The 16,721-nt window shown below is 43.9% G+C and carries 13 protein-coding genes and 1 pseudogene; 12 read left to right on the forward strand and 2 right to left on the reverse strand.

All coding sequences use genetic code 11. The features are described 5' to 3' along the window. Positions 1–121: 121 nt before the first annotated feature. The 12 genes and pseudogenes from A3CY_RS23450 to A3CY_RS0111305 all read left to right on the forward strand — a co-directional run bounded on the left by A3CY_RS23450 (position 122) and on the right by A3CY_RS0111305 (position 13,550). Positions 122–1,339, forward strand: coding sequence for a SusC/RagA family TonB-linked outer membrane protein (locus A3CY_RS23450; RefSeq protein ID WP_316928929.1), 1,218 nt, complete (start codon positions 122–124; stop codon positions 1,337–1,339). Then, complete coding sequence (locus A3CY_RS20890; RefSeq protein WP_316928932.1) at positions 1,297–3,486, forward strand: SusC/RagA family TonB-linked outer membrane protein; 2,190 nt, start codon at positions 1,297–1,299, stop codon at positions 3,484–3,486. The genes A3CY_RS23450 and A3CY_RS20890 overlap by 43 nt, the downstream gene beginning before the upstream one ends. Positions 3,487–3,503: 17 nt before the next feature. Further along, positions 3,504–5,453 carry a RagB/SusD family nutrient uptake outer membrane protein gene (locus A3CY_RS0111265; protein WP_018338029.1) on the forward strand — a complete coding sequence of 650 codons (1,950 nt, stop codon included), beginning with the start codon at positions 3,504–3,506 and terminating at the stop codon, positions 5,451–5,453. Positions 5,454–5,490: 37 nt separating this feature from the next. Beyond that, complete coding sequence (locus tag A3CY_RS0111270; RefSeq protein WP_169503624.1) at positions 5,491–6,774, forward strand: DUF4959 domain-containing protein; 1,284 nt, start codon at positions 5,491–5,493, stop codon at positions 6,772–6,774. Between the two features lie 3 nt (positions 6,775–6,777). Then, a complete protein-coding gene (locus A3CY_RS0111275; RefSeq protein ID WP_018338031.1) occupies positions 6,778–8,271 on the forward strand; it encodes a DUF4998 domain-containing protein in 1,494 nt (497 codons plus the stop codon). A 91-nt stretch (positions 8,272–8,362) separates the two neighbouring features. Further along, positions 8,363–9,454, forward strand: coding sequence for a TlpA disulfide reductase family protein (locus A3CY_RS0111280; protein WP_018338032.1), 1,092 nt, complete (start codon positions 8,363–8,365; stop codon positions 9,452–9,454). A gap of 18 nt (positions 9,455–9,472) precedes the next feature. Then, positions 9,473–10,213 (forward strand): hypothetical protein, encoded by a 741-nt coding sequence (locus A3CY_RS0111285; RefSeq protein ID WP_155828276.1) that lies wholly within the window; start codon positions 9,473–9,475, stop codon positions 10,211–10,213. Continuing rightward, positions 10,210–10,764, forward strand: coding sequence for a hypothetical protein (locus tag A3CY_RS0111290; protein ID WP_018338034.1), 555 nt, complete (start codon positions 10,210–10,212; stop codon positions 10,762–10,764). The genes A3CY_RS0111285 and A3CY_RS0111290 overlap by 4 nt, the downstream gene beginning before the upstream one ends. A 3-nt stretch (positions 10,765–10,767) precedes the next feature. Continuing rightward, positions 10,768–11,289, forward strand: a complete 522-nt coding sequence (locus A3CY_RS0111295; protein ID WP_018338035.1) for a hypothetical protein — start codon at positions 10,768–10,770, stop codon at positions 11,287–11,289. Positions 11,290–11,296: 7 nt separating this feature from the next. Beyond that, positions 11,297–12,391 (forward strand): TlpA disulfide reductase family protein, encoded by a 1,095-nt coding sequence (locus tag A3CY_RS0111300; RefSeq protein ID WP_018338036.1) that lies wholly within the window; start codon positions 11,297–11,299, stop codon positions 12,389–12,391. A gap of 407 nt (positions 12,392–12,798) precedes the next feature. Further along, a pseudogene (locus A3CY_RS23310) lies at positions 12,799–12,922 on the forward strand (AAA family ATPase); the annotation flags it as partial. 88 nt (positions 12,923–13,010) lie between these two features. Then, complete coding sequence (locus A3CY_RS0111305; RefSeq protein WP_018338037.1) at positions 13,011–13,550, forward strand: RNA polymerase sigma factor; 540 nt, start codon at positions 13,011–13,013, stop codon at positions 13,548–13,550. A gap of 31 nt (positions 13,551–13,581) precedes the next feature. Here A3CY_RS0111305 and lepA read toward each other — a convergent pair whose 3' ends face one another. Both lepA and pstS read right to left on the reverse strand, forming a co-directional pair. Next, positions 13,582–15,369, reverse strand: coding sequence for a translation elongation factor 4 (lepA, locus tag A3CY_RS0111310; protein WP_018338038.1), 1,788 nt, complete (start codon positions 15,367–15,369; stop codon positions 13,582–13,584). Positions 15,370–15,573: 204 nt separating this feature from the next. Further along, the gene (gene pstS, locus A3CY_RS0111315) at positions 15,574–16,635 is read right to left on the reverse strand and encodes a phosphate ABC transporter substrate-binding protein PstS (RefSeq protein WP_026207574.1); all 1,062 of its coding nucleotides are present in this window, start codon (positions 16,633–16,635) and stop codon (positions 15,574–15,576) included. Positions 16,636–16,721: the final 86 nt, after the last annotated feature.

Here is a 16,721-nt window from a genome sequence, read left to right on the forward strand (position 1 = left end):
TAAAACATTACCGGAAGGTTCGATTTTGCAGGTCAGATACCTTCGGTCGTGTCAAATAATAAACGCTAGTAAAAACGTTTACATCTAATATTCTTACAAATATATGGAAAAAAAAGAAGTAATGAACAAAATTAGGGGGATTAAAGTTATTATCGGTGTGTTCATCATATTTATGCCGATACTATGGGGTCCCGCGAGATTAGTTGCTGCCGTGTCGTCGAGTGGCGTGAACGTGCAACAAAAGGACGGAAAAAAAGTTACGTTAAATATTATAGACAAGAATTTAACTTACATATTGTCTGAAATTAAGCAACAGACAGGATTTGCGTACGGGTTTAAAGATAGCCGGAATGCAGTTCAAAACGAACGTTTCTCTATCAACGTGCATAACGTGAGCGTTGATTCCGCTTTGACGGTATTGTTAAAGAATTCTCGATACACTTACCAGATCGAGGGGGATTTGATTTTGATCCTGACGAAACAAGAGAAAAAACAGGCAGAGGATAAAAAGGAAATGATTACCGTGAATGGTAAGGTCGTGGACGAGAAGGGGAATCCGCTTGCGGGAGCTACGGTGATGGTAAGTGGAACGACTCAAGGAATGGCTACCGATGCAGATGGACGTTTTTCCCTTGCTTTACGCCCGAATAGCGTATTGGTGTTCTCGTTTATCGGTTATAAAAATGAATCTGTTTTAGTGAAGGATAAGACGAATATCAATGTGCGGATGAAACCCACGGAGGAGAGTTTGGAAGAAGTGGCTGTTGTGGCGTTTGGAGAGCAAAAGAAAGAGAGTGTGGTGTCGGCAATCACGACAGTGCGACCGATGGATTTGAAAACTTCCAATAGTGACTTGACTGCCAGTTTTGCCGGGAAAGTTGCCGGTATCGTGGGATGGCAGACAGGAGGTCTTCCGGGAGCCTTGACGGAGGAGGAAATGAACACAAAATTTTATATTCGCGGTATTACTTCTTTTCAAACAGGAGCAAATATAGATCCTCTGATTTTATTGGATGGCGTTGAAATATCTAAAGTGGATTTGTCCCGTATAGCCCCGGAGGATATCGAGACGTTCAGTGTGATGAAAGATGCTTCAGCGACGGCGATGTACGGAGCCCGCGGGGCAAACGGTGTCATCTTGGTCACCACTAAAAAAGGGGAAGAGGGTAGCGTGTACGCATCCGTGCGTTATGAGGCTATTGCCAGTATGCCCACGGAAACGATAGACGTGGTGGACCCGATAACTTACATGAGAATGTACAATCTTATGCTTATCCGGCAAATGACTGGTATAAAATCCTTTTTAAAGATTACAACATCAACCATCACTTCGGATTGAATATCCGGGGAGGTTCTCGGGTGATGCAATACTATGCTTCCGTGAATTATAACTTGGATTACGGTATGATGAAGACGGATAAATTGAATGATTTTGACGTGAACATCAAAAATGCCACAACCACGTTGCGGGCGAATTTGAATATCGATTTGGCTGCCGGTATTCGTTTGCTGGTGAACGTGTATGCGGCGTTGGATGATAATCACGGTCCGATGATAGATTCGAAAGGAGCTTATAGTCTGGCTTTCACGGCTTCTCCTGTGGATTTTGCGCCGACGTATCCTGCCGATGATAATTATAATTGGGAACACATTCGTTTTGGGACAACGGCTTCCAGAAAGAAAAATCCTTATATGCAATTACAACAGGGTTACAAGGATCGTTACCGCTATTCTTCGATCAATAAGGTAGAATATATTCATAACCTTTCTTCCCTGGTGAAAGGATTGGAATTGAGGGCGGCAGTTTCTTTGACTAAGGCTTCGCTTTCTGAAAAGAGATTTACCACGACTCCCTATACGTATGCTCTGGATCGTTATGATGAGGAAACCGGGAAACACTATTTGAATGCTATAAATGCGGATGGCGCAAATCCGACATTACAATTAAATAGTAGTGATGAAAAAGGAGAAACACAGATGACATATGAAGTACGGGCTTTGCATACTGCTGCTTGGGGAGATCATCAGACGAGTTTGACAGGGGTTTTTAATGCGCTGGAATCTATGACAATGCCTGTTGAGAGCGTGATCGATGGATTGAAAAACCGGAACCTGGGATTTTCCATGCGCGGGACGTATGGCTTCAAAGACAGGTATTTTGCCGAGGCTAGTTTCGGGTACAACGGTTCCGAGCGTTTTGCCAAGAAACACCGTATGGGTTTTTTCCCTGCATTTGGAGTCGCTTATGTTGTGTCCAAGGAGAATTTTATGCAATCAGCGTCCCAATGGCTCCCTTTCTTGAAATTAAGGGCTTCTTGGGGAAAAGTCGGGAATGATGGTATTATTAATAAACCTCGTTTCGTTTACGTGGAGGAAATCGGGGAAGGTAACGCTATTGCTGTGCAGCCGGGAAAGACACAAGACAAAAGGTATGTTATCAGTAATTATGGTAATGAGGATATCCAGTGGGAGGTTGCCGAACAGATGAATATTGGCTTGGAAACCAAATGGTTTGACGGCATACTGGAGTTTACCTTGGATGCTTACCAGGAAATTCGTCACAACATTCTTTCTTACAGAACGGTAATTCCTGCTACGGTGGGATTGGATGCGCTTCAAATGGATAATATCGGAAAGGTGAAATCCCGGGGTATTGATTTCTCGGGGAAAATTCAGCATGCCTTCACCCCGGATTTCTGGGTGATTTTGAATGGAACATTTACTTATAACAAAGCCAAATACATGGAGTTGGAAGAAGCGGCAGACAGACCGGAATGGCAACGCAAGGTGGGACACGAGATTTCACAGGCGGTAGGGTATATTGCCGAGGGGCTTTTCCGTGATCAGGCCGAAATTGACAACGCTCCCACTCAAGGGGGGGACTTAGAGCCGGGGGATATCCGTTATCGGGATATAAACGGAGATGGAAAAATTGATATTAATGACGCCGTGCATATCGGTTTCCCGGAAACGCCACGTATCACCTATGGGTTTAGTGGCATTGTGAATTACAAGAATTGGGAGTTCTCTTTTGCCTTCCAGGGGTCAGGAAAACGTTCTTTCTTCATGGATCCGGCTAAAATCTCTCCTTTCGTCGGGGATAATGCCATGTTGACGGCGATCTACAAAGACCATTGGACGGAAGGGAATATGAGTAATAAGCCTTTTTGGCCGCGGTTATCAACATATAATATTACAAAACACAATCCGCAAGAAGACTGGTATGCTGAAGTTAGCGATATACGGAAAAGTACTTATTTCATGCGGGAATGCAGTTTCTTGCGTTGCACGTCCCTGGAGTTGGCTTACAATCTGCCGGAAAATTTGAAAAACAAATTGAAAATGAAGAACGTGAAGTTTTTCGTTCGGGCAAACAATCCTTTCCTGATTTCTAATTTTAAAGTATGGGATGTGGAATTGGGTGAAAACGGGTTCAATTACCCGATACAAAAAACTTACTCGGTAGGATTGAATTTTAGTTTCTGATCTTAAAAACAATATATATGAAATCTTTTCAGTCAATTTTAATTTCTTTCTTGCTTCTCCTTGGGGGATGCGATTACCTTGACGTTGTGCCGGAGGGGGATATTGAAAGTACCGAAACAATCTTTGAAAAGCGGGAGAAAGCGAACAAGTGGCTTTTCTCTGCCTATACGACCGTGTTGCCGTTGGCTTCGCTCTTTCAAAATCCTGCATTCTTGGGTACGGATGAGTATGTTACGGGCAATTACATGCGTAATAATGAAAGGTTTGTGGGACTTTTGATTGCAGATGGTTTGCAAATGTCCCAGGAGCCGTATGCGGATATTTGGGAGGGAATACATTACAATGGGATTCGCTATTGTAATACGTTTATTAATCATATCAGCGGGACGCATAATATGTCGGCGGACGAGAAATTGCAGTGGACGGCGGAAATCAAAGCATTGAAGGCTTTCCTTTATTTTGATTTGGTACGCCATTATGGGTCGATTGTTCTCGTGGATGAGAATATCTCGATGGAAACTCCGGTGGAAGAGATGCGGCAACCTCGGGTACATGTGGATACCTGTATTCAGGAAATCGTGCGTCTGGTGGATGAGGCGGTAGTGGATTTATTGCCGGATGCGGAGAAAGATCCTGACCGGCGAGGATATTTTTGCAAGGAATCGGCATTGATGTTGAAGGCAAAGGCTTTGCTTTTGGCTGCTTCTCCGATTTTTAACGGGAATGAATATTACATGAATTTCAAGGGAAAAAATGGTGAACCATTAGTGAGCACGACCTATGATGCGGAGAAATGGCGTATTGCGGCAGAGGCGATTGACGAGGCGGTGGATGCGTGTAATACCTATGGACGGTTTTTATATGATGGGACGAATGACCAGCCGACGCAATTGTTGAACACGATGAAGAATATCGAGGAATCGGTTCACAATCTTTCTTTTAATAACCCGGAGTGTCTGTTTGCGGTAAAGACTGCCCAAACTTATAGTGAGAATGCCGACGATTTTTTATCTAAATTTATTCTTCCGGCTTTCAATAGTGCGACTTATGCCGATGTTCATAATTCATTGTCGTTAGGTACGTTGTCTCCCAGCATCAAAATGGTCGAAATGTATTACACGGAGAACGGGTTGCCTATCGACCAGGATCGCACGTGGGATCATACCGGGCGCTACCAGTTGAATCAGGAGTCAGACCCGAAATACACGGATGTGATTCCTTTGGGAGAGATGGTGTTGGGACTGCATTTACGGAGAGAACCCCGTTTTTATGCCAATATTGCGGCAGACCGTTGTTATTGGCGCATTGGGAAAGACGAGGGAACGAAAAAGAGAAATTATGTTGTGTATGCGCATCGAGGGGAACAATTTGGTACCGGGTATAGTTCTATACAGAGAGATAACCCGCAAAACATCAGCGGATATTTCTTGAAGAAATTCTTGTATTCCTCCCTGCCGTCAAAAACGTATTACACGGCGTTAAAGTCGCAAGGGGAAGATCCCGTGCCTGTGATGCGGGTGGCTGAGCTTTACCTGATGCAGGCGGAAGCATGGAACGAGTACGAGGGACCGAGCGATAAGGTATACATCCCCTTAAATAAGGTGCGTGAACGCGCCGGCATCCCCGATGTTGTGACAGCGTGGAAGAGTTTCTCCAAGTCTCCGGAAAAGGTGGATACCAAGGAAGGAATGCGGGAGATTATTCAACGGGAGTACAATATAGAACTGGCGTTCGAGGGGCAACGTTTTTGGAACTTGCGACGTTGGAAAACAGCTCACTTGGAATTGAATGACCCGCAATACGGTTGGAACATTCTCGGGGAGGATGCGCAGAGTTTCTATAATAACTTTAATGGTCCCGTGGTGGTGTGGTCTAAACGGGGATTTGTAGCCCCGCGTGATTATCTTTTCCCCATCCGGGCGCAAGAAGTGATGGTATCTTCTGTCGTGCAAAATCCTGGTTGGTAATATTGAGAAATTTACGGATTATATTAAAAATATGAATATGAAGAATACAATATGGATATTGGTTTTGTTCCTGGGACTTTGGGGATGTGCTGACGATGACGGGAGTGGGTTTGATTCCATGATATCGCGTGAGAACATTTCTTTTAAAGCGATTCCCGGTGGGGCAATTATGTATTATGATTTCAAGGGACATAAAGATATATTTTCGGTTCGTGCCCGTTACACGACGACCCGGGGTGAATCACTCACCGTGGACGGAACCTATTTGAGCGATTCGCTTAAGTTGATCGGTTTTGATGATGCGCGGCAGGGAGTCCCGGTATATCTGACCTTCTTGAACAATAAATTGGAGGAATCCGGGGAGATGGAGTTGGCGTTTGACACGGAGGATTCTGCGCCTGCGGCTTTCTTCAAGACTGTGAAAGTATTGCCTGGTTGGAATGGATTTCAAATAAACTATGAAGCACCGGAAACAACCGGATTGTTGCACGTGTTTTACTTGGGGATAAATCCCTTGACGAATGAACCGGACACGATCTGGTTGCAGTCTACGAGGATAATGGAAGGGTATAATACACTTAGTTTTTCCGTGCAACAAGAACGGGAATCCAACACGGTCATTCTTACAACGGAAGATCTCCGGGGCTATCGGGTAAAGCGGCAGGTATGGGAGAACGTGGAAGCTTATGCTATTGCGCAATTCCCTTCGGATAGAATAAAAGTAGAAGATCCTTGTGGCATTGTAGTGGAGAATGAGTCTTATCGGTTAGGAAGCAAATACCTTTTTGATGGGGACACGAAGGGTGTGCTACGAAGGGGTACGGATAATCCCAAGGGACAGTATTGCCTGTTCGGTTTAGGACCTAACGCCTTGGGAAAATATTGGATTTTGGATTTGGGAGAAGAGCGAATGATTGCTAAATTACGAATTTTTGCCGCTTATGCTTGGGAAGCAATGGAAACAGGCTGGTATTTTCGGATTAGTAAATTTTATGATCGTTTCCCTAATGAATTGAAGGTCTATGGAGGGAATGATTTGGATGATGAAGAGGGGTGGGATCAGTTGTGTTCTTTCTATGAATCTCCTTTGTTGCCGGGGTGGGCGGCGAAAAGCAGCACTCCGATTAAAGAGGTTGCTGTTTTGGAACGGTCGGAACCGATCTATGCGGATCTCAATTGTGTTGCGAACGGGAAAGAGTACCGTTATATTAAAATAGTGCCGCATGATACATTTTGGTATGCTGATGCTTCTTCTACAAGCCAGAATACATATGAGGCTGTTATCTTGAGTGAATTGGAAGTTTACGTAAAAAAAGAGTAGTTTATGGGAAAGAAAATATATTTTGCATGGATGTTGGTGGCGGTTTTCGCTTTGGCAGGATGCGAGGATTTGGAAGACACGTATAGTGATTACGCGGGGGACGGAATGGTGCGCTACGTGGGAAGATGTAAAGACGTGAAGGTAACTCCCGGGTGGGAACGCTTGCACGTGGAATGGAAAAATAGCTTGGACCCCGGGATCGAGAGTATAAAAGTGGTATGTGCCGCGGGAGATATAGTGCGTGATACCGTGTTGGAAGTGGGGACTACTTCTTGTGATATCCGGAATATGGAGGATGGAAGTTATCAAGTGGATGTTTACGCCGTGGGAGAGGGCGGGCGTTTGTCATTGAGCAAAAAATCGGAATTTGCCCGTCCTTACACCTCTTTGCACGAGGAGGTACGGAGTTTTTCCCCGGGGATTATCAAGCATTTTTTCGTGGAAAACAACTTGGTGCTGTTCATGGACAAATGGTCTGAGAATTTCGTGAATTTCGAGTTGAATTATACCCGTACGGATGGGAACGCCGAGGTATTACCATTGACCGAGGAGATGTTTGCCGAAAAATATTGCCTTTTGGAAGGCATTAACACGGAAGAGGAAATCTTTATTACCCGGGAAGGACGACTGGAAGGGTGTTTGGATTTAATACCGTTGGAGCCTTACGTCCTGACTGCCGACCCGGTGTTTACTTCTGCTTTTAGGGGGTGGATCAAGGAACATTATTGCTTGGACGAGATCGGGAAAGAATTCCTGGCATCGAAATCCCTGCAATTCGATTACGACATCCTGACCTTGGAAGATATACTCTACTTCCCTGACCTGGAGGAAATAGAGTTGGGGAAAAATCGTTATTTGTACGAGGTGGCTCTCTCGGTCTATCCCAACGAGTGGTGTAGTGTGTTGACCGAGTTGGAGAAGAGTGAATTCGTGCTAGGGATTGCCCAAAAATTAAGAGGGGTGAAAATCAATCGTTACCACAAGCATTATTTCCCGGAAACGACCACGTTGCAAATTAATGAGATGGGTATCCCCGTGTTGCCGGGGGATATAAATTACCTTCCGACAGCGGGATGGACAATTTCTCATTCCCAGGGAAGCAATGTGACGGAACAATTTCCTCTGCGTAATCTCTTGGATAATCTTTTAGTTACGTTCTGGATGCCCCGGGCTCACACGGTGTTGTTGACCTATGATATTATTATCGATATGCAGGAGGAACAGACGGTTAACGGGATAAAGATAACCCAGGCTGGTTTGGCGAATGCGATGGAGTTTATTCCGGGTACGGTGCAGATTGAAACTTCGATCAACGGGTATGACTGGGAAATGTTCACTCATATGCAAAACAATACCTTGGGCAATGGTTTGGGAGAATCTACCTTGTATCGAGCCCCGGAACCGAAACAAGCCCGTTACATTAAAGTTGTTGTGAGCGATCAGGCGAACGGGGAAGGGGTAACGAATGTTTCCCTGGGAGATATAGCTGTTTTTTAATTGAGATGAATCGGTAGTGTGCTTCTGTTTTGGAAGGGGAGAGTGAAATTCCCCCTTCCATTACTTTGCACGTGCAATAAATGAAAGAAATATGAAAAGAATCACGTTATTTTTACTCGTTTTTTTCTTGGGCTTAATTGCTTCTAGGGCTCAGTCCGGATTCCGAATTACAGGGAAAGCCTTTGGGGCTCCGGATGGCGAATTGCTGTTACTTGTACAACATTTGGATCGGGTAGATACTTTGGCAACGTGTGATATGGTAAATTGTGAATTTCGGATCGAAGGGCAGGTGGACGTTCCGTGCGTGGGATTGATCGAGATGGCCGGGAAGAAAGGAGCAATACCGGTGATGTTGGAAAACACGGACATCAACGTGAATATCGGGGTAACCGGCATTTTTGTAGAGGGGGGAGAGGCGCAGCAAGTCTACAATCAATATTCCGAATTGATGAGCGAGAGAGGACGGGAATTGAAGAAGATGATGGAAGAGTATAAAACAGCCATGGGACTCCAGGATCAAATGAAAGCGAATATACTCCAAAAGCAAATCATGAAACTTCGTGAAGAGGTTGTGGCGAAAGAATTGGAATGGATGAAAGAGAACGGCAATCATTTCGTGGCGGCTTATATCCTTTATACGACTGTGCAACAAGGCTTGCCCCACGAGGAGTCAAAAAAAAGGTTCGATCTGTTGGGCCCCGATGCCAAGGCTTCTACTTACGGGGAAATGGTCAGTATGTTTATCGATTTGCAATCGAAAAGTGCCGTCGGAGCTGTCGCTCCCAATTTTAAGGTGAATACTCCGGAAGGTACGCCGATTTCCTTGTACGATGTTAAGGGAAAGGTGAAATTGATCGATTTTTGGGCATCCTGGTGTAAACCGTGCCGTGATGAAAACAAAAACGTGGTGAAACTCTACGAGAAATATCACAAGAAAGGATTGGAAATCTTTGGTGTCTCCATGGACACGGATGCTGCCAAGTGGAAAGAAGCCATCGAAAAGGACGGTTTGACATGGTATCACGGTTCTGACTTGAAAGGTTTGAAAGAATCCCTCGTTGCCCGCTTCTTTTTCGTGAAAGCCATTCCCCACACGATTCTCCTCGACGAAAACAACCGCATCGTCGCCAAAAATCTTCGGGGCGAAGAATTGAAAAAGAAAGTGGCGGAAATGTTGAAATAGTAATAAATAATTATGGATATGAAATATATACGCCTTATAATAACATCTTTTGTTGTATGTATTTTTTCGTCTTGTCAAGATGTTTTTGATATGCACGAAGGAGATGAGGAGATTTTAGAATCTGCTTTATATCGTCCTTATGATCCCCCTGCTTATATAAAAGAATATTTTTCAAGGATTTTTGATTCTTCTGAATCAAAAACAGGAGAATATTATAAATTTTTGGAAGTGGCATCATTCATGTACGAGGACCAGTTGGGACATGAATTATTGGAATTTTTAATAGAAAATGGTGTTATAATTACATTTAAAATAGATCCGTATTTGAGCGGAATGGCTATGTTTGACACTAGTAATTGGACGATAACTTTTCGGGATATAGCTTCAATAACACAAGAATCTGTTGAGGAGGAAATTTTACATGCAGTACAATTGGTTTTGTGTGGTGCAAGTACGATGTCAAGGTCTTCCAAAAATATTGAATTTGAAGTAAAAGTGTTTAGAGATCTTTGGGAGGCTGTTAAAATGAATTGTATACCTAGTTCTTATTTTGGGATATCAGGATTGGAAAGAGAAGGGTATGAAGATGAATATAAAATATTTATTGCTTGTTTGTATAACTGGGGCTGGGGAGATTTTTTTAACGATAAATTTAAGGAATTGTCAGAAGAATGGAAGGGAGAAACATTACAATATAATAAGTATTTTTCCCCTTATTTGATATCAACGTTTTGGCCATTAAAAGAAAGTGAAATATGAAAAAAATATTATTATTGTCCGTGTTTTGTAGTTTGTTCATGTGTTTGCAAGCACAAGAGTTTAAAAGAATATATTCCAGTTTAACAACTCTTTGCAGAGTAACGAATATGGATGAATTGCTTGATTCCCGAAAAGCGGAGGCGATAAATGATTCCATTGGCGAAATGATAGCCAAAGAAATCATTGCGGGGAATCTTCCCGATTCATTAAAAATGAATATCGAGAAAGAAAATTTGAAAGCGCTTGAGAAATTATCATTCGAGGAGTATTCGCGGTTATTGAGTTTTTCTTTTATTTTTTATTTAGACCGGGAAGGGAATATCATTACGGTTTCTTTTGTTTATAATAGCCAGACGGAATATGTTCCTTCTGATGAATTGTTGCGGGAAACTTACAATCGCTTGGTAAAAGTAAAAACGGACATGAATAAGTATGGCATCGTTATGTCGGAAAATTTTAATTACTGGAGAGTTACCTATAGGCCTTTTTGGCAAATAAGATTTAGAGAAAAAGCGATACAAAAGGAACGAGAGAAAAAATCAAATCACTAGTTTATGAAAGCATACCTTTTTTTGTTTTTTTTAGGATGGATTAATGTGATGGGTAAGGAATGTTGTGAATTTATAGACCGTGAATATCTTTGTGAACGGGATTCAGTAGAATTGAAGGATAACGAAATTTTTATTATACTGACATCTAGTGAAGATACAACTTTAGCAAAAAGAGTGTTTAAAAGAGTCCAAGTCATTCCTAATAAAAATGGTGAAGTTTATTTTACATTTTATACATTACTTGCGGAAAAAAAAGAATGTGAAATTTCATTTATTCGAATGGATCATTTGAAAAAAAATAGCAGAATAAAGAAATTGCATAAAGATTCCCTTGTAGGTGTAGAATTGATAGATTTTGATCAAATGGGAATAATAAAAACGAAAGAGGAAGCTCAAAATCTTATTAATAGATTACACGGTAAGTTACTGTGGCTTATTGATCGGAATGAGATGATCCGGGATAGCGTGTTCTTGAAAGAAGTGGGGGTAGGGTTTATGGTAGATGAATTTCCGTTAACAAAATAAAGTTTTAATGATGAAAGCATACTTTTTATTTTTAGTTATATTTTTAATTTCTTGGACAGGTTTTGCCCAAGAAGGTTACAGGGTTGAAGGGCACATCCCGGGGCTTGCCGACGGGGAGCTTTACTTGGTACTCCCGACTACGGAGGGTGTGAGAACTCTCGGAACTACAAATTTGAAAGGTGGAGCCTTCACTTTCGAGGGAAAAGTGGAGGATGGTTGCGTGGCGTTGCTCAAGACTGCTGACGGGCAAGTGACGATTCCCGTGATGCTGGAAAACACATTGATTCAAGTGAAGGCTGTGGAAGGAAAACTTTCCATCACGGGTGGCGAGGCACAGCAATTGTATAACAATTACCTCCAATTGATACAATCCATCGCCGCGGGACAGGCAAGTTTTCAGACGGAGTTCCAACTTGCCATGCGGATGAAGAACCAGGAGATGATGAAAACCATCCAGAAACAGTGTGACAAATTAGCGGAGGAAGGACGCCAGCAGGAACTGGCGTGGATTAAAGAACATGGCAATCATTTCGTGGCGTCGTACATCGTGGCATCAGTTATCGACCAGCTCGATTACGAGGATTTAAAAGCCCGTTATGATTTGCTCGGATTCCCGGCAAAGGCTACGTTCTACGGGCAACTAGTGATGCTCTCCCTCTCCCAACAGAAGACGGTGGCAACCGGGGAGATCGCCCCGGATTTCACGGTGAAACGTTGGGAGGGCGATACAATTTCCCTCCATGGGATCAAGGGCAAGGTGAAACTCCTGCATTTCTGGTCGTCGGACAACACCGTGTGCCGGGAGAACAACGTGGAGTTGTTGAAACTTTACAATAAATATCACTCGAAAGGGTTCGAGATCTTCAGCGTCTCGCTGGACGAGAACGAATCGGCGTGGAAGAAGGCTATCGGCGAGGACGGCATGGCGTGGAAACACGGTGCCGACTTGAAAGGCGCCACGGGTTCGGAAGTTGTCCGCCTCTACTTCGTGAAGAACATCCCCAGCACGTTCCTGCTGGACGAGGAGAACCGTATCGTGGGTAAAAATTTAACGCCTGATGCCTTGAAAAAGGAAATAGCGGTGATGTTGAAAAAGAAATAACCGGGGCGGAAGTTTTTCTTTTTTATTTAGTGTGCACGTGGAGGTGGAGAGAGGCTAAATACTTGGCTTCTCTCTTCTTTTTTATCTGAACCCTAATTATATTACTAGAAATTGTTTACGCCCGTCGGTGAATATTTCATGAGGCATAATTTAATTGCCAATGAAAACAGATTTATCGGGTGTAACAGCACCTTTGAGCGTGTCACCGCTGGTGGCAGACGGCTTGTTTATTCGCCAGGACGAGTATTTAGATTTATGATAGGGAGGATTCCCGGTGTAGTTAGGGAACAAAGTCCTTTTAAACTCCTTTCAAAGTCGTTTCAAAGACCTTCGGGAAGGTTTTTGAAAAGAGAGTGATAGGAAAGGAAAACGAGAGAGAGAGATTATTAGTTGTTTTTTCATACCTTTATCATTTCGGATCACGGTTGGTAGATGTTTATAATCCTTTTAGTTTGCTCAACGTTTTTTTCCATGTTCATTCAGGATTACTGGTTCCGTAGTGGCACGCCGTCTTGTTTGATTCGTTTGTTGACCTAGTTCTTGAGCAGTATTTATTTTGAAACATTTTTCTTTATGATTTTTTTATAACTTTGAGGAGAAAAATATTAAAGTGTCGTGTATGGAGTTTCGTCGGAATGATGATGAACTTGTGGTTTTGCTAGCACGTTTTAATCGACGTGATATGTCGGCTTTTGCGTCCGTGTATATAGAATATTTCATGGAACTTCATGTTTACGCGAGGCGTCTTTATGCGGGTACTTCGGTAGAACCGGAAGATGTGGTGCAGGATGTGTTTTGTAATCTTTGGGAGCGGGCGGATATTACGTTTGACAGTTTCTTGAAAATCAAGGCGTTTTTGTTTGTTGCGCTCAAAAACGGATTCAAGAATTATATCAGCCATCTTGATGTGGAACGGAGGTACAAAAATGTAGTAGAATTGGATGGCGGTTTTTCGGAAGATGTAGTGGAAAGTGAGCTGGGAGCTTTTCTGTTGGAATATGTCGAGCGAATGCCTGATCCCGGGGGGAAGGTGATGCGGCTCTATTTAAACGGGTACGAAGCAGAAGAGATTGCCGATAGGTTGCGTATGAGTATTCGCACCGTGTATAACACGAAATCTCGGGCTATCGGAATGTTAAAAAGATGGTTGAAAAAATAGGAGCTGTGTCGCAACACAGCTCCCATTTTCTTTAATCCAGTTTCAGTACGGCAAGGAATGCTTTCTGCGGAACCTCAACATTACCGATTTGTTTCATTCGCTTCTTACCCTTTTTCTGTTTTTCCAACAATTTACGTTTACGGGAAATATCACCTCCGTAACATTTTGCCGTCACATCTTTACGAACCGCCTTGATGGTTTCGCGGGAGATGATCTTCGCCCCGATGGCTGCCTGTATAGCGATGTCGAATTGCTGGCGGGGGATCAGTTCTTTCAATTTCTCGCAAATGCGCTTCCCGAAGGAGTAGGCGTTGTCGAAATGGATGAGGGCGGACAAGGCGTCTACCGATTCGCCGTTGAGCAGAATATCCAGTTTCACGAGGTTTGCCCGGCGGTAGCCGATCTGGAAATAGTCGAAAGAGGCGTACCCTTTCGTGATGCTTTTCAATTTATCGTAAAAGTCGAAAACGATCTCGGCAAGAGGCATCTCGTAATTCAACTCGATCCGGTTTCCTGTCAGGTAATGTTGTTTTATCAGTACCCCTCGTTTCCCGAGACAGAGTGTCATAATCAGTCCGATATAGTCTGTGGGAGTGATGATTTGCGCCTTGATGTAAGGTTCCTCGATATAATCCAGCACGGTGGGCGACGGCATATCCGAGGGGTTATGCATCTCGAAAGATTCGCCTTTCGTGGTGTGGGCGATGTACATTACGTTGGGAACCGTGGTGATGACGTTCATGTCGAACTCGCGGTCGAGGCGTTCCTGCACGATTTCCATGTGCAGCATTCCCAGGAATCCGCAACGGAACCCGAAACCTAGGGCTGCGGAGGATTCCGGTTCGAAGGTCAACGAGGCATCGTTCAATTGCAATTTCTCAATGGAAGCGCGTAAGTCCTCGTAGTCTTCGGAATCAATGGGGTAAATTCCGGCAAAGACCATGGGTTTCACCTCTTTGAATCCCTCTATGGCGGCTTCGCATGGACGGCTGATTTGGGTGATGGTATCACCGACCTTCACTTCGGAAGAAGTTTTGATTCCCGAGATAATATATCCCACGTCCCCGGTACGCAATTCGTTGCGAGGCTCTTGTTCCAATCGTAGTACCCCGATTTCGTCGGCATCATACTCTTTGCCCGTGCTGACGAATTTTACTTTATCGCCTTTTTTGAGGCTGCCGTTCATGATGCGGCAATAGGTGATAATTCCCCGGAAAGAGTTAAATTCCGAGTCAAAGACCAAAGCTTGCAGAGGTGCATCCGGATCACCTGTCGGGGCTGGAATCCGTTCAACCACGGCTTCAAGTATCTTGTCGACCCCTAAGCCCGTTTTCCCGCTCGCCTCGATGATATCTTCTCGGTCGCAACCGATCAATTCTTCAATTTGGTCTTTTACCTCTTCGGGCATGGCGTTCGGCATATCCATTTTATTGAGGACAGGAATAATCTCCAGGTTATTATCGATAGCCAAGTAAAGGTTCGAGATCGTCTGGGCTTGTATTCCTTGCGTGGCATCCACGATCAGAAGGGCTCCCTCGCAGGCGGCGATCGAACGTGAAACCTCGTACGAGAAGTCCACGTGTCCCGGGGTATCAATTAAGTTCAGTACGTATTTTTCGCCGTTATAATTGTAATCCATCTGTATCGCGTGGCTCTTGATGGTAATCCCCCGCTCCCGTTCCAAGTCCATGTCGTCAAGCACCTGTGCTTGCAGGTCTTTCCCCACGACGGTACCCGTCGTTTCCAGCAAACGGTCGGCAAGAGTACTCTTGCCGTGGTCAATATGCGCGATAATACAGAAATTCCTAATGTTCTTCATCTACGATTTTTTAGATTTAGGATGCAAAGATAATGAATTTCCGGTTCAAAATATAATCGGAAATAGCAACTTCGGGATGTTTTGTATTAAAATATAAGGTGAAGATAAATGAGATGTTGAATAAATTAAGTACACGATGACATAAAGAGAGCATCCTGGGCGGGATGCTCTTTGGTATATGCTTTATCTTGATAAACTCAAGTCCTATTTTAAAATAGGATTCCCGTTATAGGTAACTGACCTCAGTAATGCTTTGGCATTTTTTACGGCTTTGGCGGGAAGCGGGGAGTAATTTACTTTCGTGGTCAGGGTTTGAGCCTCTGAATCTAACATCCAATTTAAAAGCTTTAGCGTTTCCTCTGCTTGTGCTTGGCTTCTGTCTGCATAGGCTTGTTCCTTGTACAGGAGAATCCAGGTAAAACAGCTAATCGGGTATGCATCCGGAGCTGAGGAATTAGTGATCATCGTGCGGGTGTCGGCAGGGATATCTCCTTTGGCGGCAGCGGAAATGCTTTCCGTGTTCGGGGTAATGAATTTGCCGGCTGCATTTTTCATTTGCGCGAATTGAATTTTCATGGCGAAAGCATACTCGGAACCCACGTAACCGATGGAACCTTCCGTTTGGCTGATGACTCCGGCAACTCCCGGATTACCTTTGGCTGCCATTCCTACCGACCATTTCAATGATTTTCCAGTTCCCATCTTCTCTGCCCATTCCGGGCTTATTTTAGTCATGTAGTCGCTGAACACGAAAGTGGTACCACTACCATCAGAACGATACACGGGACTCATGTCTTTGTCTGGTAAATTCACGCCGGGATTGATAGCGGCAATGCGACTGTCGTTCCATTTCGTGATTTTGCCCAGGTAAATGTCAGCCACGATTTCTCCTGTTAATTTCAAGTTATCTACTCCCGGCAGGTTGTAAGCCAGTACCACGGCTCCCATGCAGGTCGGGATGTGAACGACTGCCGCGGGCATTTCGCTCATTTCTTTGTCGGAAAGATAAGCGTCCGATCCCCCGAAATCCACGATTTTGTCTTTTAAGCTACGGATGCCGCCGCCGCTACCGATACCCCCGTAAGTAATGGAGTTTCCGGTTTTATCCTGGTAAGTCTTGAAAGCCAAGTTGTAGAATGGGAGCGGGAAGGTTGCCCCGGCACCTGAGATTGATACTTTTTTGGCGGGAACGTTTTCCCCGTTGTTCGCGTTGCTGCTGAAAATAACAGCCAGCATAAGAATTGTTGTTAGAAATAAGTTTTTCATTTTCTATTCATTTAAGTAATCTGTTTTTCCTTCTCTTTTGCAACCGCAAGTTCCGCTGATATTGTGAACCTTTTGTTACAGCATGA

The organism is Butyricimonas synergistica DSM 23225 (assembly GCF_000379665.1).
Lineage (GTDB): Bacteria > Bacteroidota > Bacteroidia > Bacteroidales > Marinifilaceae > Butyricimonas > Butyricimonas synergistica.